Here is a 23054-nt window from a genome sequence, read left to right on the forward strand (position 1 = left end):
GGGATTCACATGGAAAAACAGGCCTATTATATACAGATGGCAAATGGGGAAATTCAGTCAAGATCCGATGTGTCGCCTTGGAACTTTCGTATTTTTGCAAATGAGAAGGAAATTCAAGATTTGCGCGGAATATTTAATGAGATGAAGGGAGCAGATTCTCGTACGTTCTGGCGTTCACATGTGCCGTATGTTCAATATCATATGGATGAAGATAATGATCAATATGATCAAAACATGATGGAGGTATATGATAAATTGTATGAACTCGGTGATGAGGATACGCGTTCACATATAAAAAAGATGCGTAATGAAGTATAATAGAGTGATATGAAGTAGAGATGAGGGTTCATGGATGCATACTTTTATAGACAAAAATGGATTTTCTGTCAATATGACATTTGAGCGCGGTGCTTTCAGGGAGTCACCGACGCATGTCTTTATTATTTGTCGGTATAAGGAAGGCTGGTTGTTAACAAAACATCGGAAGCGTGGTCTTGAATTTCCTGGAGGAAAAAAGGAAAAAGATGAAACGCTGGAAGAGGCGGCACGCCGGGAAGTATGGGAAGAAACTGGTGCCCGCGTTGCCGAATTGCACTTTATAGGAGAGTATTATGTCCACGATCCAAAAAAACCGTTTCTAAAAGCGGTTTTTTTTGCACATATAATGGATATAGAGAAGAAAGAAGACTATTTGGAAACGGATGGCCCATACAATGAAACGGCAGATTTATTGCATGCGCGTTTTGAGGATTTCTATTCTTTTTTAATGAAAGACGATGTAATCGCCTGCTCATTCCGTGAGCTGGAAAGGAAAGGACTTTTATGATAAAGCGTACACCATATCCGTCGCCAAATCCGCATGTGCGTCTATATACGGTTGTGTATGAAGCAGACGGACTGCGCGTCAAAGGGTTTCTAGCAGAACCGTTGGACGATGAACAGCATGACGGTCTCTTATACTTGCGCGGTGGCATTAAAAGTGTTGGCATGGTACGTCCAGCCCGCATAGCAGAGTTTGCAGCAGAAGGATTTATTGTTTTTGCGCCATTTTACCGGGGTAATCGGGGCGGTGAAGGAAATGAAGATTTTGCGGGAGAGGATCGTCAAGATGCATTTTCCGGGTTTGACTTGCTGCAAAAAAATGAACGTGTGAAAAAGGGGCGTGTTCACGTATTCGGGTTTTCAAGAGGAGGGGTTATGGCGATCTTAACGGCCATTCACAGACCGGTTTCATCGCTAGTAACTTGGGGCGGTGTATCGGATATGGTTCTAACCTATGAGGAACGAAGCGATATGCGCAGAATGATGAAACGTGTCATAGGCGGCAGTCCGACTAAAGTGCCTGAGCAATACGAATGGCGCACGCCGCTAAATGAAGCTGCGAAAATAACAGCTCCTGTATTTATCATCCACGGGCGACTTGATGACAATGTGTCGATCGAGCATGCATACCGTCTTGAAAAAAAGTTGAAGGGGGCAGACACATTATATTTTAACGAGTATGACCATTACATACCGCCTGCAGTAAACCGCAAAATTGTCGGGGAAATTGCGGCATGGATGAAAGAAAAAGGGGAGGGGAATGTATAATGGGTATGCCAATGGAATTAAATACGATGATTGTCACGAAAGGAAATGAAAAGCGGGAAGAGGAAAATAGATTTGTGCTAACAAAGAACGGCTACCGTCTGTATCCAATTGATATTCCGATAGCCGTATACAAAATGAAAGACAGTGAACAAAGCGGGACAGCACTTATTGAAAAAGTAGAATGGCAAAAGGATAAGACAACTATTACGTATACGCTTTTATCATTGAAATCAACGAATTAAGATAAAAAACCCCTCCCATTTATCAGGAGGGGTTTATCTTTACATTTTAGGTCCGCCAAGTGTTTCAATGTCAGAAGGAACACCAGTGAATTTTTTAAAGTTATCACGGAATTTAGCAGAAAGTTCCTGCGCCTTGACCATGAATGCATCTTGATCAGCCCATGATTTACGTGGAATTAATACATCGTCTGGAACACCTGGTACATGAACGGGAATATGAAGACCAAATACTTTTGTTGTATAGGTTTCAACATTATTCAGTTCTCCTTCAAGTGCTGCCTGAATCATCGCACGTGTGTATGAAAGCTTCATGCGTTGTCCTGTTCCATATTCGCCGCCTGTCCAGCCTGTGTTCACAAGGAATACTTGCACGTTATGCTCGTCAATTTTTTTACCAAGCATTTCTGCATACACAGTTGCAGGGAGCGGAAGGAAAGGTGAGCCAAAGCATGTTGAGAATGTTGCTTCTGGGCTTGTAATGCCGCGCTCTGTACCAGCAAGTTTTGATGTGTATCCACTCAAGAAATGGTACATCGCCTGCTCTTTTGACAACTTGCTGATTGGAGGCAAAACGCCGAATGCATCAGCTGTTAAAAAGATAATTGTGTGTGGATGACCCGCGACGCTTGGATCAATAATATTATCAATTGCTTGAAGCGGGTAAGCAGCACGTGTATTTTCAGTTAACAAGTTATCAGCATAATCTGGAATGCGTGTATCATGATCAAGGATAACGTTTTCGAGAACGGAACCGAAACGGATCGCATCGTAAATTTGTGGTTCTTTTTCACGGGTTAAGCCGATTGTTTTTGCGTAGCAGCCGCCCTCAATATTGAACACACCGTTTGCAGACCAGCCATGCTCATCATCACCGATCAAGCGCCGGTTTGGATCAGCAGAAAGCGTCGTTTTGCCTGTGCCGGAAAGACCAAAGAACAGGGCAACATCACCTTCGTAGCCGACATTTGCTGAGCAGTGCATAGACAATACGTTATTTTCCGGCAAAAGGTAGTTCATCACCGAGAAGATTGATTTTTTCATTTCTCCCGCATATTCTGTTCCACCGATTAATACAATGCGCTGTTCAAATGAAATAATGATGAATGTTTCGGAATTAGTACCATCCACAAGAGGGTCTGCTTGGAATGTTGGAGCGGATAATACTGTAAATCCTGCTTCATGCGTGCGAAGTTCTTCTTCTGTCGGCCGGATGAACAATTGGTGAGCAAACAGGTTATGCCATGCGTATTCATTGATGACTTGAATGGGCAGGCGATGTCTATGGTCTGCGCCAGCAAAGCCGTTGAAAACAAACAGTTCATCTTTTTCTTTTAAATGGCGGAGGACTTTCTCGTACAAGTTAGTAAACTTTTCCTCAGAGATCGGTTGGTTTGAGTTCCAATCGATTTTATTCTTTACAGACGCTTCTTCGACCGTGAATTTATCTTTTGGGGAGCGTCCTGTATATTTGCCTGTTTCAGCACAAACCGCGCCGGATGCAGTTAAAAGCCCTTCACCGCGTTTAAGTACCTTTTCTACAAGCACAGGTACAGAAGGCTGTTGTAATACATTTGAGCCTTTCAGCAGTTCACCGATTTCGTTGGAAACAGTTAGAGAATTCATATTTGTACGACCATCCTTTTCAAAGTTTTAGGTGTGTTATAGTTAAGTTAAAAATAGTATAACACATTAAGATTAATAGTCTATACTAATTGAGGAACTTTTTTTGTCCCAATGCGTTTTTTTAATTTTAACGATTGAATCATTGTACTATATTAATAGGAAAGAGCAATATTGGATCATATAACGTTTCCTTTTACCAGGTCACAGGGATTATACAGCGTGTTTTTCTCTGATAAATAATCCGACACATGTCTTTTATCTTTATTTCTAGGGGAAACGGGTTGACATGATGAATGATCTTTCGTAACATTGACATTTGAACGGATACTCTTATCCTGAGCCGGTGGAGGGACAGGCCCTGTGAAACCCAGCAACCTGCCGTATAAAACGCGGAAAAGGTGCTAAACCTGAGCAAGGATCAACCTTGGACGATAAGAGTGAAAGGCCCGAGAAAAAACAACCTTTCCTCTCTCTATGCCGGGAGAGTTTTTTTATTTTTCGGATCATCGGGGGAATATGAGTACCGTACACATACTGATTTAAAGGAGGAACTTTTTCATGACAAAACAGCGTCGTCTATTTACATCAGAATCTGTAACGGAAGGACATCCGGATAAAATTTGTGACCAAATTTCTGATGCGATTCTTGATGCAATTCTTGACAAAGACCCGAATGCTCGTGTAGCAGCAGAAACATCTGTCACAACGGGGCTCGTACTCGTCGCCGGAGAAATTACGACTTCATCTTATGTAGATATTCCAAAAATCGTTCGTGAAACGATAAAAGAAATTGGCTATGTTCGAGCAAAATATGGATTTGATTACGAAACAGCTGGTGTATTGACATCGATTGATGAACAGTCACCTGATATAGCCGCAGGTGTCAACGTAGCACTCGAAGCGCGTAAAGGCCAGATGACGAATAAAGAGATCGACGAAATCGGTGCAGGTGACCAAGGGTTAATGTTCGGTTACGCATGTAACGAAACAGCGGAATTAATGCCATTGCCTATTTCATTAGCACATAAACTTGCACGTCGTCTGACACAGGTGCGTAAAGAGGAAGTGCTTAACTACCTTCGTCCTGATGGAAAAACGCAGGTAACGGTTGAATATGATGAAGCTGGTCAGCCAGTTCGTGTTGATACAATCGTTATTTCGACTCAGCATCATCCGGAAATTACACTTGAGCAAATTCAAAAAGAAGTTCGTGAACAGGTCATTAATGAAGTTGTCCCGGCTGAATTGATGGATAGTAAAACCAAATTCTTTATTAACCCGACAGGCCGCTTTGTAATTGGCGGACCGCAGGGGGATGCGGGCTTAACAGGCCGTAAAATCATTGTTGATACGTACGGCGGATACGCTCGTCATGGCGGAGGGGCCTTCTCTGGCAAAGATCCAACGAAAGTAGACCGTTCGGCCGCCTATGCAGCTCGTTACGTGGCGAAAAATATCGTAGCTGCGGGTCTTGCGGATAAATGTGAAGTTCAGTTTGCTTATGCAATCGGTGTGGCACAACCGGTATCTATTGCGGTTGACACATTTGAAACAGGTATAGTCTCAGAAGAAGTTCTTGTAGACTTAATTCGCAGACACTTTGACCTTCGTCCAGCAGGAATTATTAACATGCTTGATCTGCGCCGTCCTATTTATCGTCAAACAGCGGCGTACGGTCACTTTGGACGTACAGACGTGGATCTTCCATGGGAACGTACAGATAAAGCTGAGCTTTTGAAAGCAGAAGCAAAATAATAAAAAGACGGCCCAAAAGTCACTGACTTTCAGGCCGTCTTTTTTGTTCGTGTATTCTGTATGTCATTTTTGAATAGATTTATAATATTGTCCTTTTTCTATATACTCACGGACGATTCGTTCCATATCTTTACGATCCACCTCAGTCACATCGCGAATAACTTTAGCCGGACGGCCAAATGCCATTGTGTTCGGCGGAATGATTTTGCCGGGCGGAACGAGGCTGCCAGCACCGATGAACGCACCTTCACCAATTTCGGCATTATCTAAAATAATAGACCCCATGCCAATCAGTGCACCTTTTCTAATTTTACAGCTATGCAAAAGAACTTGATGGCCGACCGTTACATCATCTTCTACTATGAGCGGGTTATTCGGACTTTGATGTAAGACCGAATTGTCTTGAACATTGACCCGATTTCCGATTACAGTCGGGGCCACATCGCCGCGGATAACAGTATTGTACCAGATCGTTGATTCCTCGCCAATGATCACATCACCGGTAATGGTAACATGATCTGCAATAAAAGCAGACTCTGCAATTTCTGGTTCTTTGTCTTTATAAGGATAAATCATCTTGTAACTCCTTTCTTTATGGATATGCACCGTTTTATTTTATCGAAAGCCAAAAGATTTGTATAATAGAAAAAACGATTGTTGTTTTTGAAGGGGAGAGCAACTATGTGGAAATGGGAATGTGAAGGGCGGCCAAAAGGTGTGATTGTCATCGTACACGGTGCACTTGAACATCATGGCCGTTATGGCTGGCTTATTGAAATGTGGCGGCAGAATGGGTTTAATGTTGTGATGGGCGACCTGCCTGGACAAGGAATGACATCACGTGCCAAGCGCGGTCACATTTCGTCCTTTACTGAATATACGAATGAAGTTTCTGACTGGGTGAATGCAGCCTATCAGTTTGATGTGCCGGTTTTTTTATTCGGTCACAGCATGGGGGGGCTGATTGTTACTCGTTATTTGCAGGAACAGAAGCCTGAACTTGCAGGTGTCATATTATCATCACCGCTGTTTAAAATGAAACATGGACCATCAAAGCATTTAAACATGATGTCACATGGGCTTAACACTGTGACACCATCGCTGAAATTTGACTCGGGTATTACTGTAGAGATGTCGACAAGGAATGAAGAAGTGCGGGCGTTTGATAAGGAAGATACACTGTTTGTGCGGAAAGTGTCTGTTAGATGGTATCGTGAAGTCATCCAGGCAATTAAAATGGTTGCTGCCGGACCCGGTGAAATACCCGACACTCCTCATCTTATTATGCAGGCTGGTGATGATAAAATAGTCGATAGCAATGCTGTTCGCGTATTTGCGAAAAAAATCAATGTATCGGAGCTGCAGTATAAAGAATGGCCTGAATTGTATCATGAAATTTTTAACGAACCAGAGCGGGAAGATGTGTTTCGTTATGCGATTGATTTTGTTCATAATCGTCTGCGCGCACTTGGTTTTATTATTGAAAAGTGAGGTAACTTAATGAATGTCCCTGAAAATTCGGTATTATTAATGCGAAAAGCATATAAAAATATTTATCCAGCAGTAAAAACGGAATGGAGTAAATGGAAAGAGCTAGCGGAACGCATCCCCGACCCAGAGCTTCGTCAGCAAGCAATGGACGTATATGAAAAAAAGTATTTTCACTGTGAAGCCGGTGGTATTATTTCCATGCTTGCAGATGAAAAATCAGCAGATGCCATTGCATTTATTGTTCCGTATCAGCTCATCTGTGATTATCTTGATAATTTGTGCGATCAGACAACGTCCTTTAACCCGGATGATTTTGCAGCGCTTCATGAAGCGCTGCACGACTGTTTCTTTCCAGGCGAGGCCAAAAGGGACTATTACCGTTTTCGCGAGACGAAGGACGATGGGGACTACTTAAACGCACTCGTTGAAGGGTGCCGGCGTATTGTTGCGAACACTCCGTCTTTTTCGTCAGCAAAGCCGTATGTGCTCGAATTAAGCCAGTATTACAGTGAATTGCAAATTCATAAGCATGTACGAGAAGAAGAACGGGAAGAACGCCTGATCCGCTGGTTTGAAAGCTATCAAGAAAATTTGCCGGAGATGACGTGGTATGAATTTTCTGCTTGCACCGGTTCAACAGTTGGGGTGTACTGCTTAATGTCATGTGCAATGGGACCTGTATTTACGCCAACATATGCTAAAATGATACGTGACTGCTATTTTCCATTCGGTCAAGGCATCCATATTTTACTTGATTATTTTATCGATCAAGAAGAAGATCTGGAGGATGGCGAGCTGAATTTTTGTACATATTATGAAAATGAATCGGTGATGATGGATCGATTTTTGTACTTTTTACAGCAAGCGAAAAAAGGAACAGAATTGCTTCCTCATGCACGGTTTCATTCTTTTTTAATTGAAGGGATTGTAGCCGTTTATTTGTCAGAAGAAAAAGCAACTAAAAAGAAAAGTGTACAAAACCAGTGCCGAAAGCTCGTTCATACAGCGGGGTTTTCGAGTATTTTCTTTTACTGGAATTGGCGAATGTATAGAGTAATTCGAAAAATGTACAAATCAGAGTAACCGGTTTTTTATGTTTCAAAATATAGTGAAACATCTTCAGTAACTGCCTCACTGCCCATTCATGCAAAAAAAGCCCGTAGACACTCATGGGACTGCCCCTCATGTCTACGGGCTTTTTGATCATCGAACTCACCGCTTCTCGATTGCGATGATAAATGGCGGGTTGTTAGCCTGGTTGATAAATTCATACCGCATGACGTGAGCCTGTTTTTGATCCAACGTTTCTGCGAATGAAACGACTGCTTCGCGTTCAGCAGCGCCTTCTTCATGCCCGTGGTAAATGACGAGCACAATAACACCGCCTGGTTTCAGCATCCTAAATAATTGCTGCACCGCTTCAATTGTTGTATCGGGTTTTGTGACGATTGATTTGTCTCCTTTTGGCAAATAGCCAAGGTTGAAAATAGCCGCGGACAGTCGGCCATGATAGTCAGCTGAGATGAGCTTTGCTGCTTGCTCATGCCCGGCATGAAAAAGCGATACACGGTTTGAAATATACGCCTGTTTCAATCGTTCGTTTGTATGGTTAATCGCCTGTTCCTGCACATCGAATGAGAAAACGTGTCCAGATTTGCCAACGAGATTCGCTAAAAAGAGGGTATCGTGCCCGTTGCCTGCTGTAGCGTCGACAGCGAAACTGCCGGAAGATATCGTTTTTTCAAGCAGAATTCGAGCAAATGGTAAAATGCCATCCAGTGTCATAGCTGCAACACGGCCTTATTGTACCATTTACCTTGCCAGCTGCCACGCCGGACGAGTTCAGCGTCAATCGCATTTAAAACTTTCCATTTGTTTACGCTCCACATCGGCCCGACCATTAAATGGATGGGCCCATCACCTGTGAGGCGGTGAATGACCATTTCTGGCGGTAAAATTTCAAGTTGATCACATACGAGATGAACATAGTCATCGAATGATAAAAAGTTAAGCAATCCTTTTTCGTATTGTTTTACAAGAGGCGTTCCTTTTAATAAATGCAGCAAATGAATTTTAATTCCTTGTACATCCAAATCAGCTACTGCCTGAGCGGTTTCCATCATCATTTCGGGTGTTTCAAGCGGAAGGCCATTTATAAGATGGGAGCAGACACGAATATTGTGTTTCCGCAGTTTTTCAACACCTTCAATATAAGTTTGAAAGTCATGTGCCCGATTAATCAATTGGGCTGTTTGGTCATGCACCGTTTGCAAACCAAGTTCCACCCATAAATAAGTGCGTTCATTTAGTTCGGCTAAATAGTCCACGACATCTTCAGGCAGGCAGTCTGGACGTGTTGCAATCGATAATGCGACAACGTCCTCTTGCTCGAGTACACGTTCGTATTTCGCACGAAGCACCTGAACAGGCGCATGTGTGTTAGTGTATGCCTGAAAATAGGCCATATATTTGCCGTCTTTCCATTTTTGATGCATTTTAGCTTTTATGTCGTGAAATTGTTTTTCAAGCGGATCCACCCGATCGCCGGCGAAGTCACCGGAACCGGCTGCGCTGCAAAATGTACAGCCCCCAAACGCGACAGTACCATCACGGTTTGGGCAGTCAAAGCCTCCGTCAAGTGCCACTTTAAACACTTTATGGCCAAAATGCTCACGTAAATGATAGTTCCATGTATGGTAACGCTTATCGTCACTTGCGTATGGAAACGGATTTGTCATGATCATCTCTCCTCGGATAAAATTTTAACATGAACCGGGTCCCCTGGTAAAATGCGCTTGCATATTAACCGAAATTTTTTTACAATGGGTGTTAAAGGTTTATAATGAAGAGAGCCGGCGGATGGTGCAGTCCGGTTTACTCAACGCGTACAATCACAATTGGGTGGTACCACAGGAAGAGACAATTCTCTCCTGTCCCATATTTTGGGGCGGGGGTTTTTTCATTTGTAGATTACATAAGATGGAAGGCAGGTTCAACGAATGAATTTCGATCATAAGCAAATTGAACAGAAATGGCAGCAATACTGGGAGCAGAATAAAACATTTAAAACGAACGAAGAACCGGAAAAACCGAAATTTTATGCACTAGACATGTTTCCCTATCCATCTGGCGCAGGGCTTCACGTTGGGCATCCAGAAGGCTACACAGCAACTGATATTTTAAGCCGCTTCAAACGCATGCAGGGATACAATGTCCTTCATCCAATGGGCTGGGATGCATTCGGCCTTCCAGCGGAACAGTATGCACTTGATACAGGTAATGATCCTGCTGAATTTACGGAGCAGAACATTAATAATTTCCGCCGTCAAATTAAATCACTCGGTTTCTCCTATGACTGGGACCGCGAAATTAACACGACTGATCCCAATTATTATAAATGGACGCAATGGATTTTCTTGCAATTGTATAAAAAAGATCTCGCGTACGTAGATGAAGTACCAGTGAATTGGTGCCCGGCGCTTGGGACAGTACTGGCGAACGAAGAAGTGATTGATGGAAAATCAGAGCGGGGCGGCCATCCGGTCGAGCGCCGTCCAATGCGTCAATGGATACTGAAAATTACGAAGTATGCGGATCGTTTACTTGAAGATTTAGACGAGCTTGATTGGCCGGAAAGCATTAAAGAAATGCAGCGCAACTGGATCGGACGCTCTGAAGGGGCGGAAGTAACATTTGCCATCGATGGATACGATGAGACGTTCACGGTTTTCACGACGCGTCCCGACACCTTATTTGGCGCAACGTATGCGGTACTTGCGCCGGAACATCCATTTGTTGATAAAATAACGACAGCGGCACAAAAATCAGCGGTTGAAACATATATAAATCAAGTCAAAATGAAAAGTGATCTTGAGCGTACAGATCTTGCAAAAGATAAAACCGGTGTCTTCACGGGGGCGTATGCAGTCAATCCAGTTAATGGTGAAAAAATGCCGATCTGGATTGCTGATTATGTATTAATCACATACGGAACCGGAGCGATTATGGCCGTTCCTGCGCACGATGAGCGGGATTATGAATTTGCGAAGAAATTTGAACTGCCGATTACGGAAGTCGTAGCTGGCGGAAATGTTGAAGAAGCAGCTTATTCAGGCGACGGCAAGCATGTGAATTCCGACTTTTTGAATGGTTTAAATAAAGAAGACGGCATTCAAACGATGATCCGGTGGCTTGAAAAAGAAGGAGTCGGCACGAAAAAAGTGACGTATCGCCTGCGCGACTGGCTATTCAGTCGCCAGCGTTATTGGGGTGAGCCGATTCCCATTATTCACTGGGAGGATGGGACATCAACAGCCGTTCCAGAATCAGAATTGCCGCTCGTCTTGCCTAAAACAACCGAAATTCGTCCATCGGGTACGGGGGAATCACCGCTTGCCATCATTGAAGAATGGGTAAATGTGGTTGATCCGGTAACCGGTAAAAAAGGACGCCGTGAGACCAATACAATGCCGCAATGGGCAGGAAGCTGCTGGTATTATCTTCGTTTTATCGATCCGGATAATGCGGAAGCACTGGCGGATCCGGAAAAATTAAAACGATGGCTGCCAGTTGATATTTACATCGGCGGTGCAGAACATGCCGTTCTTCATCTTCTGTATGCGCGTTTTTGGCATAAAGTACTATATGATTTAGGTGTAGTTCATACGAAAGAGCCGTTCCAGAAGTTGTTTAACCAAGGAATGATTCTCGGTGAAAACAATGAAAAAATGAGTAAATCAAAAGGAAACGTTGTGAATCCGGACCAAATTGTTGAAAGTCACGGAGCAGATACACTGCGTTTATATGAAATGTTCATGGGGCCGTTAGACGCTTCTGTTGCATGGAGTACAACGGGTATTGACGGTGCGCGCCGGTTCCTTGATCGAATTTGGCGTTTGTTCGTAACAGATAATGGAACGATAACGAAAAAAGTAACAGAAAGCGGCACAGAACTTGAAAAAGTGTACCATCAAACGGTGAAAAAGGTGACAGATGACTATAATAGTCTTCATTTTAATACAGCGATTTCACAAATGATGGTATTTGTAAATGAAGCGAATAAAGCGGAAACGATCCCTGTTCATTTTGCGTCTGGCTTTGTAAAATTGTTGGCGCCCCTTGCACCCCATTTGGCAGAAGAATTGTGGGAAAAGCTCGGCTATAATGAAACGATAACGTATGAAGAATGGCCAACATTTGATGAATCGAAGTTAATCGATGACGAAGTCGAGATCGTGGTTCAGTTAAATGGAAAACTACGAATGAAATTAATGGTTTCAAAAGATGCAACGAAGGAACAGATGGAAGAGATGGCACTGATGGATGAAAAGTTCAAGGAAGATCTTGCCGGCAAGACGATACGTAAAGTGATTGCCGTTCCAGGAAAACTGGTCAACGTTGTTGCTAATTAATGAGAAAGGGTGATAAAAATGATTCCAACGATTACAGCAGAAGAAGTACGACAAAAGGTTGAAAGCGGAGAAAACGTTGAACTGATTGATGTACGTGAAGATACAGAAGTAGCAGAAGGCATGATTCCACAAGCTGAACATATTGTGATGGGCACAATTCCTCAAAATTTGGACCGCCTCAATAAAGAAACAGAATATATTATCATATGCCGTTCCGGCATGCGAAGCGAAAATGTGTCGCGCTATTTGATCGAAAATGGCTATAAAGCAGTAAATATGATAGGCGGCATGCTGGAGTATACAGGTGAAACAGCACCGAAATAAAAAAGAAAAAGAGGCTGTGCGATTTTTTTCGCACAGCCTTTTTTTAGATTTTATCATTTACTTAAGCTTGGCGGCATTCGTGCCGGCAATATGACCCGTAATCAATGCAGAAGTAATGTTATAGCCGCCTGTGTAGCCATGAATATCGATAATTTCCCCGCAGAAAAAGAGGCCGGTTTTCTTTTTGGAAGCCATCGTTTTCGGTTCGATTTCTTTCACTGATACACCGCCGCCGGTAACAAATGCTTTTTCAAGCGGCAATGTGCCATTGACGGCTAGTTTAAATGTTTTTATCAAGGAAGCGAGTTCGCGAATCGCGTTGTCTGCCACTTGATTGCCAGGCGTATCTAAATCAATGTTTGCACGTTCAAGCAAAAAGTGTAAATAACGTTCCGGGAGCAGGCTTTTCAAACTATTTTTTATTGCTTTTTTAGGTTCTTCTTTTAAAGATTTGCGGATTTCAATGCCTGCTTCATGTTCATTCCGATCCGGCCATGCGTCGATGGACATGTAGACAGGAGAGCCATTTTTTTTTAATTCTTTTACGACGAATTGGCTGCATCTAAGGGCTGCAGGGCCGGATAATCCGAAATGCGTAAAGAGCATATCCATTCGGTGCGTGACGATCGCTTTGCCTTTTTTATTTAGAACGGATAATCCAACGTCGCGAAGCGCCAGCCCTTGCATGGATCGATTGATGATAAATGATTCCTTTGATGTGATGGGTACTTCTGTTGGAAAAAGCTCCGTTATAGTATGGCCGGCTCGTTCAGCCCACGGATATCCGTCGCCTGTTGATCCAGTTTGCGGAACCGCTTTGCCTCCTGTTGCGAGGATAACCGCTCCGGCGCGAATTTCTTCACCGGATTGGAGCCGGACACCCATTATTCGCTGGTCATTCATGACTAATTTTTTCACAGGTGATTCAAGCCGTAAATCGACGCGAAGACGTTTTAATTCATTAAGCAGTGCTTCAACGACATCCTGTGCTCGATTGGACACAGGGAACATGCGGCCATGATCTTCTTCTTTTAATTTTACACCTAGATTTTCGAAAAAACGGATAATGTCTTCGTTGCTGAAGACAGAAAAGGCGCTGTATAAAAATCGTCCATTGCCCGGAATATGGCGAATGATTTCTTCTACCGGCAGCCGATTTGTTACATTACATCGGCCCCCGCCAGAAATTTGCAGTTTATTGCCTGGTTTTTTTCCTTTATCAATTAATAGTGTGCGTGCACCCGCGCGTCCGGCCGCAATAGCCGCCATTAGCCCGGCTGGCCCGCCGCCTACAACGATTACGTCGTACATAACGTCATCTCCTAATTTAAACTTTGTTCATTATAGCAGACGTGAAAAAAATTGTCAGAAACAAACGAAAGAGTTACACTAATAATTGTTGCTCTATTTTTAAGAATGAGGGATTAAACGATGTCATCCAATTTAATACGCGGAACGTTCATTTTAACGCTTGGAACGTTCATTTCCAAGTTTCTTGGTCTTTTTTATGTCATTCCATTTTATAAAATTATAGGTGGAGAAGAAGCGGCTGCTTTGTATAGCTACGGCTACGTGCCGTATACAATATTTATTAGCATTGCAACAGCGGGTGTACCGCTTGCTGTATCGAAATACATAGCAAAATATAATGCGATTGAAGAATATGCAGTCGGGCGAAAGCTCTTTAAGTCAGGCCTTTTATTGATGATACTGACGGGGTTTGCCGCTTTTCTTATTATGTATGTATTTGCACCATTTTTTGCGGAATTGTCTATTCCAGATAATGAGCAAGTCTATACAGTTGAACAAGTGACGACGGTCATTCGTGCTGTAAGTTTTGCGCTCATCATCGTTCCATTTATGAGTATAATGCGCGGTTTTTTCCAAGGACATCAATCAATGGGACCATCCGCTGTATCGACGGTTGTGGAGCAAATCGCCCGTATCGCCTTTTTGCTTACTGGTGCATACGTTGTCATTCATTTAATGGGCGGCTCCGTTGTTACCGCAATCAGCGTGGCAACATTTGCCGCGTTTATTGGAGCGATTTTCGGTCTGCTCGTTTTATTCTGGTATTTTTTCAAGCGGAAAAAGCATTTAGATGAATTGTTGAAAAAAGACAAAGGGCAGACAGATGTTTCATTGTACGGCATGTATTCAGAGATTGTCCTTTATGCCATTCCATTTATTTTTGTCGGTATTGCGATTCCGCTTTATCAGCTCGTTGATCAAGTGACCTTTTCGAGGGCCATGTCAGAAATTGGCCTAGAGAATCAGGCCGTTGCGGCATTTGGTGTATTGAACTTTAGTACACAAAAATTAGTTATTATCCCTGTCTCATTGGCGACTGCTTTTGCGATGACGCTTGTGCCGATGGTAACGAGTTCATTTGTAAAAGGTGATCAGGCTGTAGTGAAACGGCAGCTTGATCAAACATTTGAAGTGTTGCTGTTCTTAACGATACCGGCGGCGATCGGCATTGCGCTGCTGGCAGAACCGCTGTATTCCGTATTTTATGCTCATAGTGAACTTGGGACAGATGTATTGCGTGTTTATGCACCAGTGGCGATATTATTTGCGCTCTTCTCGGTTACAGCAGCCATTTTGCAGGGGATCAATGAGCAGCGATTTACCATTTTAAGTTTGCTGACAGGTCTTTTAGTAAAACTTTCATTGAATATCCCGCTTATAAAAATGTTTGAAACAGAAGGAGCTGTTTATGCAACAGCGCTTGGATTTGCGTCATCGATTATAATTAACTTAATTGTTATTCGTTATTTTGCCGGCTATTCATTTCAGTCGATTGGGAAAAAAGTCAGCTTGATTGTTCTGTTAAATGTGGTGATGTCCCTTGTTGTACTCGGTCTATATCGTTTGCTTTCACTTGTTCTTTCTCCAGCTTCCATGTGGCCGTCTTTCTTAATTATTATTATTTGCGGAGTTGCAGGAGCGATTGTCTATTTTGCCTTAAGCAGCAAGTTAGGGCTTTTAGATGCATTGTTCGGCTCCCGCTTAGATGGAATAAAACGAAAACTGCGCTTGAAAAAAGCTTAATTATAGAAAAGAGGGAAAAGATGCGTCTTGATAAAATGCTTGCGAATTCAGGAGTCGGCACCAGGAAAGAAGTAAAAAAACTGCTTAAAGACGGCGGGGTGACTGTAAATGGATTGATGGTCAAGGATGCAAAAATCCATGTGGACCCGGCTGTGGATGATGTTCGTTTTTTTGACGAACCTGTACAGTATCGTGAATTTATTTATTTAATGATGAATAAGCCCGGTGGGGTTATCTCAGCAACAGAAGATAAACATGATGAAACGGTCATTGATTTACTTGATGAATCTCACAAACATTTCGACCCGCATCCGGTTGGACGGCTTGATAAAGATACAGAGGGCATGCTCTTGCTTACGAATGATGGACAATTGTCTCATAGCCTGCTTTCACCGAAGCGACATGTGAAGAAAACGTATTATGCTCAAATAAAAGGAGATGTAACGGGGGAAGATGTGCATGCTTTTGCTAAAGGTGTGACATTGGAAGATGGCTACGTAACGAAGCCGGCTGAACTTGTCATTTTATCGGACGGGGCCGAATCTGAAATCGAACTGACCATTACAGAAGGGAAATTCCATCAAGTAAAGCGCATGTTTATAGCGGTTGGTAAAGAAGTGCTGTACTTAAAACGTTTATCAATGGGACCCCTTTTACTGGATGAATCACTTGAGCTCGGTGAATATAGGGAATTGACTGAAAAAGAAGTATCTATCTTAAAAGGAAAATAAAAAAACGGCTGCCCGTATCAGAGGCAGCCGTTTTTTTAGTATGAAAGGGGTACATTACGATGTCATTCTCACCTTTTTTTCTGTCGTTGTCCATTTTCCGCGTGTTGGACTAAAGACGAGCTCATTATAAGCCAGTACATTTAAATCGCGTTGAATGGTGCGTGGGGTGATGCCAAACTCATCTACAATATCCTGTGTGGTCACAGTACCGTTTTCTTTAATATACATGTAGACAGATTTAATGCGATTTAGCATCCGATTTGTAGTCGGTTTCAAAAAACCACTCCCTCATCTTTTTTCCCTGAGGCATCACAACAGACGGCAGCAAATGATCTTACTCATTATAGTAAAATGTCTCAGACATCTCCTTTGCATAATAGTGTAAAGTGTCTGACAATTAAAGTGTACTGTATTTATACTTATTTTGCTAGAAAAAAAGGCTGAATTTACACTTTGTTTACTCTTTTTTAATGATATTATGCCTTTAATCGGAAAATAACACTCATTGTAAATATATGTTCAGAAAATTTACAATTTAATGAATAAAACTGAAGTTGGTTTGTTAATACATTCCGTTGTAAAATAAAAACAAGGAGGAATTGCTGTGAATAATATAAATTGGATGGAGGAAATAATGAGGCGGCGTGACGGATTTATAGCTGATCTTCAAAAACTCATTCAAATTCCAAGTGTTAAAGACGAGCAAGGGACACCAGAAGCACCATTTGGAAATCAAGTAAAAAAAGCGCTCGATTATATGCTATCACTTGCTGAAAAAGACGGATTCACCATAAAAAACATAGAAAATGTGGCCGGTCATTTAGAGATAGGCTCAGGGGATGAATTGGTTGGGCTATTATGCCATGTAGATGTTGTACCGGCAGGGGACGGCTGGACCCGTGAACCGTTTGCTGGAGAACTCGAATCAGGCAAAATATTCGGCAGGGGAGCTATTGACGATAAAGGACCAACAATGGCAGCCTATTACGCGATGAAAATCGTAAAAGAACTGGAGATTCCGCTTGAGAAAAGAGTACGGATGATTATTGGCACCGATGAAGAGAGTGACTGGCAATGTGTTGAGCGTTATTTTAAAACGGAGGAAATGCCAAGTGTTGGATTTGCTCCGGACGCTGATTTTCCTATTATTTTCGCGGAAAAAGGAATTGCTGATGTGCAGATCGATCTCCCATTGCCAGTGCCAGATACCTCGGCCGTTACGATGATAGCGTTTAAATCAGGAAAAAGGTACAATATGGTACCAGATTTAGCCCATGTTTCGTTATTAATTGATCAAAATCATACACTATTTTTACAAAACTACACAGAATATATAAAGGAGTCCAATCTTGAGGGGAATTACCATATTGAAAACGGTATTGTCGTTCTTGAAATGAAAGGAACATCTGTGCATGCCATGGAGCCGGATCGGGGACAGAATGCAGCGCTCACGTTAGCCCGGTTTTTGAGCAATCAGCATCTTGATGCAGCTTCTCTCGCTTATATTAATTTTATGATCCGTTATTTTGAAGGTGACACGCGCGGGCGGGCACTTGGGATCGCGGCGACTGATAGTGAAATGGGGGACGTAACTGTAAATGCAGCCATTTTTCGTTATGAAAAAGAGAGGATAGCTCAAATTGGCATAAATGTACGCTATCCGGTATCATTTTTGTTTAATGAAGAAATACAAAAGCTGAAAAAGAGGATTCAAACAGAAAAAGCGGAACTTTCTGTTATATCGAACAGTGAACCTCATTATGTACAACCGGATGATCCGTTTATTGAAACATTGAAGAATGTATATGAAGAAGAGACAGGCAAAAAAGCGGAACTGCTGTCAATTGGCGGCGGAACGTACGCCCGGGCGTTGAAAACAGGTGTTGCATTCGGTGCGCTGTTTCCGGGGCGTCCAGATGTCGCCCATCAAAAAGATGAATACGCTTTTGTAGGAGACTTATTTCAAGCTGCGGCGATATATGCGCGAGCGATAGTAGAACTAGCAGGCAAGAAAGAGCAAACATGACGTATAGTAAAAGATCCCCTCTTTTCAGTGAAAAGGGGATCTCCTCTATTAGTTATAATGGAAAACGTCTGTTGTTAAGTAGCGTTCACCGGTATCAGGTGCGATACAGATAACGATGTCGTCTTTCGTTAATGTTTTTGCCACTTGGATAGCAGCAAAACATGTCGCACCTCCAGAAGGACCGACTAAAATGCCTTCTTCTGCCGCTAAGCGGCGTGTAATCGTATAGGCATCATCATCTTCAATTTTAAAAATCGAATCGTATACATCTGTGTTTAGTGTTTTAGGAACAAAGCCGGGGCTCGTGCCGATAAGTTTATGTTTGCCAGGCTTGCCGCCGGATAGTACAGGAGATCCTGCAGGCTCGACGACATGAACCGTCATTTCTGGGTATACTTTTTTTAACTCTTCGCCCGTCCCTGTAATGGTGCCGCCTGTTCCAGAACTCGCAATAAATGAAGCGAAGTTCTTGCCAATTTGATTAACTGCATCGATAATTTCAGCTGAGGTCGTGTCGCGATGAGCGTCTGGATTTGCAGGATTATCAAATTGCATTGGAATATAACTGCCGGGAATATTTTTTGCTAATTCCTTCGCTTTTTCGATCGACCCCATCATTTTTTTATCGCCAGGTGTTAACACAACTTCGGCGCCGTATGCTTTTAAAATATTGATTCGTTCTTTCGTCATCGTATCAGGCATAACGAGAATGGCTTTGTACCCCCGTGCTGCAGCATTCATCGCAATGCCAATGCCAGTGTTACCGCTTGTCGGTTCAATAATGGTCGCACCAGGCGCCAATTTGCCTGATTTCTCTGCTTCCATTATCATATTATAAGCAGCCCGATCTTTTACGCTTCTGCTTGGGTTATAAAATTCTAATTTTACGTATACGTCCGCTCCATGTTCAGGCGACAGACGCTGCAATTTGACGACAGGTGTATCGCCAATCAAATTTGCAATAGTATGAACTACTTTCATTAAAAGTCATCCTTTCTATATCTTTTATTAAATCATATCATTCAAATAAATCCAATCCATATACAATGATTAAAAGTGGAAATATTATGCACTTTTTATTAAATTAAGAGAGATTCAGGGGGAGAAAATGAAACCGCATTATTTTTTCGCGATTGTAATACCCGACGAGATGAAAAAAACTATTTTTCATGAGATGAAGCAGCGCCGCTTTCCTTTTAAGAAATTTACACATCCGGAAGATTATCATATCACATTAGCGTTTATAGGGAATGCAGAAGAACGATTACTTGAAGAAGTATGTATAGAGCTGGAAAAAACGTTAAAAGTGATCTCCTCATTTCCATTAAAGCTCACTACCTTTTCTACCTTTGGTTTGCCAGCATCACCTCGAGTTTTCTGGATAGGTACAGACGAACCGGAGGAATTGTACCGCTTGCAGTCGATCACTGTGAATGTTTGCACAAAAGCGGGGTTTAAACTTGATAAAAGGCCATATTGCCCTCATTTAACGACAGCAAGAAAGTGGAACGGAGATATGCCATATAAACCTGTTGCTGCGCCAGGATGGAAGGATTTTATTATCAAGGAAGTGGCTTTGTATGAAACCAATCATTTGGAAAACCCTAAATATACAAAAAAATGGTCATACTTGTTAAATGAAACGAGAGAGGACTAATCTCATGGCGCAGTTAATTAAATTACAAAATTACATATCCCGTTATGAAAATGATTTGTTTCATTATCCAGCCCGCTATGTCCGTTTAAAAAAGCAGGAATGGGGAAGATTTCAAGAGAAATGGGCTCATTATCAAGCTGCCTCATTTACAGAGCTTGTCCAAATAGAAGATGACTGGATGATTGAACGGGAAAAAGAACGAACTGGTTTTTTTCGTTCCATCTTTTCAAAAAAAGTACACCTGCCGCCAGAAGAAGAATCGATTCAGAAAGTGGAAGATACAACGATGTTTTCTATTAATGAGAAAGAATCGACATTTTTACGGACAGAAGAAGATGTGAAGAAACTATTTGTTGAAAAAATGTATCATTTTCAGGTGAAGTGGGCAAGTTCGACATTGCTTCATAAATCACCTCTTGATCATAAATACTACGTTGATGAACAATTAAAATTTTTATTGAAGCGTCTGCCGGATACATTTCTTGTCTTTTATGAACCGATTATACGATTTCAAAAAGCAATAGTTGAACTTGACATCGTCATCGTAACGCCGATTGAAGTGTGGTGTCTTACTTTCTTAGAAGAACAAAATGAAGCTGTTTTTTTAGGAACTGCGGAGCGATTTTGGACTAAACGCTACGGGGAGTCAGAATCAAAGCTGCTTAGTCCAGTCTTATCACTGTCGAGAACTGAAACGCTCGTCAAGAAGCTGTTGCGGTATGAAAAGATTGATCTTCCAGTTCGAAAAGCAATCGTATCCCGTAATGGCTATATTGATTATCCCAGCGCGCCGTCTGGTATTGATTATGTTGATAAACGCGTGTTTGACACATGGTTTCATTATATGAGAAATATGTCATCACCACTTAAGACGATTCAGCTAAAAGCCGCTAAAGCATTGCTAGATCACGCAGATACGATCAGCATCCGCCGCCCGGAATGGGAAGAGGAGGAATCATAATGATAAACACCCGTCCATTTAATGCATATTTAGATAAATTAAATGAAGTGACCGTTTTGTTACCTAAGCACTACTACGAGGGGAAGTCTGCCTTTTTCTACATCGAAAGCGGACATGATGTGACAAAAATGACGATTGTAGAAAAGCAGGAATTTGAGATGATGGTGAAGTATGTTTGCCACGTATCGGACACACCGGCTTTTGGGGTTGAGCATATTATTCTCGATGAACGGTTGATGCGGACTGATTTGCAAATGGGATCTGTCATTCGAACAGAAGAATTCGATCATTTATTTTATTATGATGGGGAGCTTGGGGCGAGGTACAGTCCAGAAGAAACAAACTTTCGTGTGTGGGCGCCCACAGCCACAGAAGCATTTGTAAAGTTTAAAGAACGTTCTGACAGCCCACTGCGCTACATTACGATGAAGCGGGGCCCCCGCGGTACGTTCGAAGCCACATTGCCTGAACAGGCAGAAGGCTATTATTACCAGTATCAAGTGCGTATTAATAATATTTGGCATGAAGCGGTAGACCCGTATGCAAAAATGGTCTCCGTTCATAGTGAATGGGCACGTATAGTGGATGAAAATCAGATGCACGTCTCACAAAACAAATTGCCGCCATTTTCTTCACCGCTCGATGCAGTTATTTATGAAGCATCGATTCGGGATTTATCGGTTCAGCCAGAAAGCGGGATTAAACAGCGTGGAAAGTATCTTGGTCTAACGGAAGAAGGGACGCAAAGTCCGGATGGACAGCCGACAGGACTGGATTACGTAGCGTCGCTCGGTGTGACACATGTTGAATTTTTACCCTTTTTTGATTTTTTCGGTGTTTCAGATGTTGATGCCTCCGCGAACTATAATTGGGGTTATAATCCGCTTTATTTCAATGTTCCGGAAGGAAGTTTTAGTACAAATGCTGCTGATTTATATGCTCGTGCAATTGAATTAAAGAGGATGATTGAGGCACTGCATAAAAAAGAACTACGCGTTATTATGGATGTCGTCTACAATCATGTATTCATTCGAGAAACATCTTCATTTGAACGGCTTATTCCTGGTTATTATTTTAGGCAAGGACCTGATGGTATGCCGTCAAATGGATCAGGGTGCGGAAATGATTTTGCATCGGAGCGGAAGATGGCGAGGAAATTCATTCTCGATTCGCTTGACTATTGGTTAACAGCCTACAATATTGATGGTTTCCGATTTGATTTAATGGGATTGATCGACATAGAAACGATGCAAGAGGCGGTAAAGCGGGTACGTGCAAAGAAACCCGGTGCCATCATTCTTGGGGAAGGATGGGATTTAACCACATCACTCCCACCCGAGAAAAAATCGACGATTCAAAATGAACAGCAGCTGCCGGGCACAGCCTTTTTTAATGACCGGTTTCGGGATTCTATTAAAGGGAGCACGTTTCAATTATTCGAACCGGGCTTTGCCTTTGGGAATAGCCAATTAATGGATCATGCATTTGCTGCGTATACAGCAAATGCAGGGTGTGCAGGCATTGATCGCCTGTTTCATTCACCCGCGCAATCAGTGAATTATGTGGAATGCCACGATAATTATACGCTTTGGGATAAACTTGAAGCTTGTTTCCCAGGAGATATTTTGCAAAATAAACGAAAACACAGGCTCGCTACCGCCTTTGTTTTATTGTCGCAAGGTATTCCATTTATACACGCTGGACAGGAATTTTGTCGGACGAAGCATGGTGTAGAAAACAGCTATACGAGTTCGGATATCATTAATCAAATCGACTGGCGCCGACGCGGAGAGTATATTGATCAAGTGGAGTACGTGAAAGGTTTAATTCGGCTTCGTAAATCACACGGTGCATGGCGAATGAGAACAGAAGAAGAAATTTGTCACCATATTGTGAGATGGCCATCAAATGTCGACACATTATCGATTTGGTTAAAAGATGTTGGCTTATATGGTGAATGGCACGATATATTGCTGTCATTTAATACCGGTGCTTCCATCTCGAGCTTCATTCTTCCAGAAGGTAACTCATGGGATCAAATTGTATCTAGTTCAATTGTTAGTACTAAACCAGTTGCAAAAGGACTCGTAACCGGCCATGTAGACGGATTTAGCTGTGCAGTTTTTGTTCGATAGCTTTGTCTTGAAATGAACTGGTAGAAAGCGAATATTCATGATACAATGTTTGAT

At 42.3% G+C, this 23054-nt stretch carries 22 protein-coding genes and 1 riboswitch; of the genes, 15 read left to right on the forward strand and 7 right to left on the reverse strand.

The annotated features are described in order from the left end of the window. The first annotated feature begins 9 nt into the window (after nt 1–9). The 4 genes from ACZYRN_RS00220 to ACZYRN_RS00235 are packed head-to-tail and all read left to right on the forward strand — an operon-like array spanning nt 10 to nt 1832. Nucleotides 10–318, forward strand: a complete 309-nt coding sequence (locus tag ACZYRN_RS00220) for a hydrolase (RefSeq protein WP_488909494.1) — start codon at nt 10–12, stop codon at nt 316–318. A 34-nt stretch (nt 319–352) separates the two neighbouring features. After that, nucleotides 353–826, forward strand: coding sequence for an RNA deprotection pyrophosphohydrolase (gene ytkD, locus ACZYRN_RS00225; RefSeq protein ID WP_488909495.1), 474 nt, complete (start codon nt 353–355; stop codon nt 824–826). Continuing rightward, nucleotides 823–1590 carry an alpha/beta hydrolase family protein gene (locus ACZYRN_RS00230; RefSeq protein ID WP_488909496.1) on the forward strand — a complete coding sequence of 256 codons (768 nt, stop codon included), beginning with the start codon at nt 823–825 and terminating at the stop codon, nt 1588–1590. The genes ytkD and ACZYRN_RS00230 overlap by 4 nt, the downstream gene beginning before the upstream one ends. Continuing rightward, the gene (locus ACZYRN_RS00235) at nt 1590–1832 is read left to right on the forward strand and encodes a DUF2584 domain-containing protein (protein WP_488909497.1); all 243 of its coding nucleotides are present in this window, start codon (nt 1590–1592) and stop codon (nt 1830–1832) included. The genes ACZYRN_RS00230 and ACZYRN_RS00235 overlap by 1 nt, the downstream gene beginning before the upstream one ends. A 39-nt stretch (nt 1833–1871) precedes the next feature. Here the strand turns inward: ACZYRN_RS00235 and pckA are convergent, their stop codons facing one another. Beyond that, nucleotides 1872–3455 carry a phosphoenolpyruvate carboxykinase (ATP) gene (pckA, locus tag ACZYRN_RS00240; protein WP_488909498.1) on the reverse strand — a complete coding sequence of 528 codons (1584 nt, stop codon included), beginning with the start codon at nt 3453–3455 and terminating at the stop codon, nt 1872–1874. A 327-nt stretch (nt 3456–3782) separates the two neighbouring features. Next, a riboswitch (SAM riboswitch) is annotated at nt 3783–3893 on the forward strand. 120 nt (nt 3894–4013) lie between these two features. On the opposite strand from pckA, the gene metK reads away from it, so the two are divergent. Further along, a complete protein-coding gene (gene metK, locus ACZYRN_RS00245; RefSeq protein ID WP_488909499.1) occupies nt 4014–5210 on the forward strand; it encodes a methionine adenosyltransferase in 1197 nt (398 codons plus the stop codon). A 63-nt stretch (nt 5211–5273) separates the two neighbouring features. Here metK and ACZYRN_RS00250 read toward each other — a convergent pair whose 3' ends face one another. Continuing rightward, nucleotides 5274–5786 carry a gamma carbonic anhydrase gene (locus tag ACZYRN_RS00250; RefSeq protein WP_488909500.1) on the reverse strand — a complete coding sequence of 171 codons (513 nt, stop codon included), beginning with the start codon at nt 5784–5786 and terminating at the stop codon, nt 5274–5276. A 105-nt stretch (nt 5787–5891) separates the two neighbouring features. Here ACZYRN_RS00250 and ACZYRN_RS00255 point away from each other — a divergent pair, with 105 nt between their 5' ends. Further along, the gene (locus ACZYRN_RS00255) at nt 5892–6701 is read left to right on the forward strand and encodes an alpha/beta hydrolase (RefSeq protein ID WP_488909501.1); all 810 of its coding nucleotides are present in this window, start codon (nt 5892–5894) and stop codon (nt 6699–6701) included. Nucleotides 6702–6710: 9 nt separating this feature from the next. After that, nucleotides 6711–7784, forward strand: coding sequence for a tetraprenyl-beta-curcumene synthase family protein (locus ACZYRN_RS00260; protein WP_488909502.1), 1074 nt, complete (start codon nt 6711–6713; stop codon nt 7782–7784). Nucleotides 7785–7913: 129 nt separating this feature from the next. On the opposite strand, the gene mnmM is transcribed toward ACZYRN_RS00260, so the two are convergent. Beyond that, complete coding sequence (gene mnmM, locus ACZYRN_RS00265; RefSeq protein ID WP_488909503.1) at nt 7914–8486, reverse strand: tRNA 5-(aminomethyl)-2-thiouridylate-methyltransferase MnmM; 573 nt, start codon at nt 8484–8486, stop codon at nt 7914–7916. Next, the gene (mnmL, locus tag ACZYRN_RS00270; protein WP_488909504.1) at nt 8483–9445 is read right to left on the reverse strand and encodes a tRNA modification radical SAM protein MnmL/YtqA; all 963 of its coding nucleotides are present in this window, start codon (nt 9443–9445) and stop codon (nt 8483–8485) included. Before mnmL ends, mnmM begins: the two co-directional genes overlap by 4 nt. Before the next feature lie 255 nt (nt 9446–9700). On the opposite strand from mnmL, the gene leuS reads away from it, so the two are divergent. Beyond that, nucleotides 9701–12112, forward strand: a complete 2412-nt coding sequence (leuS, locus tag ACZYRN_RS00275; RefSeq protein ID WP_488909505.1) for a leucine--tRNA ligase — start codon at nt 9701–9703, stop codon at nt 12110–12112. Between the two features lie 18 nt (nt 12113–12130). Then, nucleotides 12131–12436 (forward strand): rhodanese-like domain-containing protein, encoded by a 306-nt coding sequence (locus ACZYRN_RS00280; protein WP_488909506.1) that lies wholly within the window; start codon nt 12131–12133, stop codon nt 12434–12436. Nucleotides 12437–12493: 57 nt separating this feature from the next. Here the strand turns inward: ACZYRN_RS00280 and ACZYRN_RS00285 are convergent, their stop codons facing one another. Continuing rightward, nucleotides 12494–13747, reverse strand: a complete 1254-nt coding sequence (locus ACZYRN_RS00285) for a BaiN/RdsA family NAD(P)/FAD-dependent oxidoreductase (RefSeq protein WP_488909507.1) — start codon at nt 13745–13747, stop codon at nt 12494–12496. 120 nt (nt 13748–13867) lie between these two features. Between ACZYRN_RS00285 and ACZYRN_RS00290 the strand changes: the two genes are divergently transcribed. Together ACZYRN_RS00290 and ACZYRN_RS00295 are read left to right on the forward strand one after the other, a co-directional pair. Continuing rightward, nucleotides 13868–15490, forward strand: a complete 1623-nt coding sequence (locus ACZYRN_RS00290) for a putative polysaccharide biosynthesis protein (protein ID WP_488909508.1) — start codon at nt 13868–13870, stop codon at nt 15488–15490. A 20-nt stretch (nt 15491–15510) separates the two neighbouring features. Then, entirely contained in the window at nt 15511–16221 is a 711-nt protein-coding gene (locus tag ACZYRN_RS00295) for a pseudouridine synthase (protein WP_488909509.1), read from the forward strand. A gap of 54 nt (nt 16222–16275) precedes the next feature. Here ACZYRN_RS00295 and ACZYRN_RS00300 read toward each other — a convergent pair whose 3' ends face one another. Then, entirely contained in the window at nt 16276–16497 is a 222-nt protein-coding gene (locus ACZYRN_RS00300; protein WP_018394194.1) for a DeoR family transcriptional regulator, read from the reverse strand. Nucleotides 16498–16825: 328 nt separating this feature from the next. On the opposite strand from ACZYRN_RS00300, the gene pepV reads away from it, so the two are divergent. After that, on the forward strand, nt 16826–18247 hold the full coding sequence (gene pepV / locus ACZYRN_RS00305; RefSeq protein ID WP_488909510.1) for a dipeptidase PepV: 1422 nt from the start codon (nt 16826–16828) through the stop codon (nt 18245–18247). Nucleotides 18248–18295: 48 nt separating this feature from the next. Here pepV and cysK read toward each other — a convergent pair whose 3' ends face one another. After that, the gene (gene cysK / locus ACZYRN_RS00310) at nt 18296–19228 is read right to left on the reverse strand and encodes a cysteine synthase A (RefSeq protein WP_488909511.1); all 933 of its coding nucleotides are present in this window, start codon (nt 19226–19228) and stop codon (nt 18296–18298) included. 127 nt (nt 19229–19355) lie between these two features. On the opposite strand from cysK, the gene thpR reads away from it, so the two are divergent. The 3 genes from thpR to pulA are packed head-to-tail and all read left to right on the forward strand — an operon-like array spanning nt 19356 to nt 23000. Further along, nucleotides 19356–19904 (forward strand): RNA 2',3'-cyclic phosphodiesterase, encoded by a 549-nt coding sequence (thpR, locus tag ACZYRN_RS00315; RefSeq protein WP_488909512.1) that lies wholly within the window; start codon nt 19356–19358, stop codon nt 19902–19904. A gap of 4 nt (nt 19905–19908) precedes the next feature. Further along, nucleotides 19909–20865 carry a nuclease-related domain-containing protein gene (locus ACZYRN_RS00320; protein ID WP_488909513.1) on the forward strand — a complete coding sequence of 319 codons (957 nt, stop codon included), beginning with the start codon at nt 19909–19911 and terminating at the stop codon, nt 20863–20865. Further along, a complete protein-coding gene (gene pulA / locus ACZYRN_RS00325) occupies nt 20865–23000 on the forward strand; it encodes a type I pullulanase (RefSeq protein ID WP_488909514.1) in 2136 nt (711 codons plus the stop codon). The genes ACZYRN_RS00320 and pulA overlap by 1 nt, the downstream gene beginning before the upstream one ends. The last annotated feature ends 54 nt before the right edge of the window (nt 23001–23054 follow it).

The sequence above is a fragment of the Domibacillus sp. F004 genome (genome assembly GCF_057814295.1).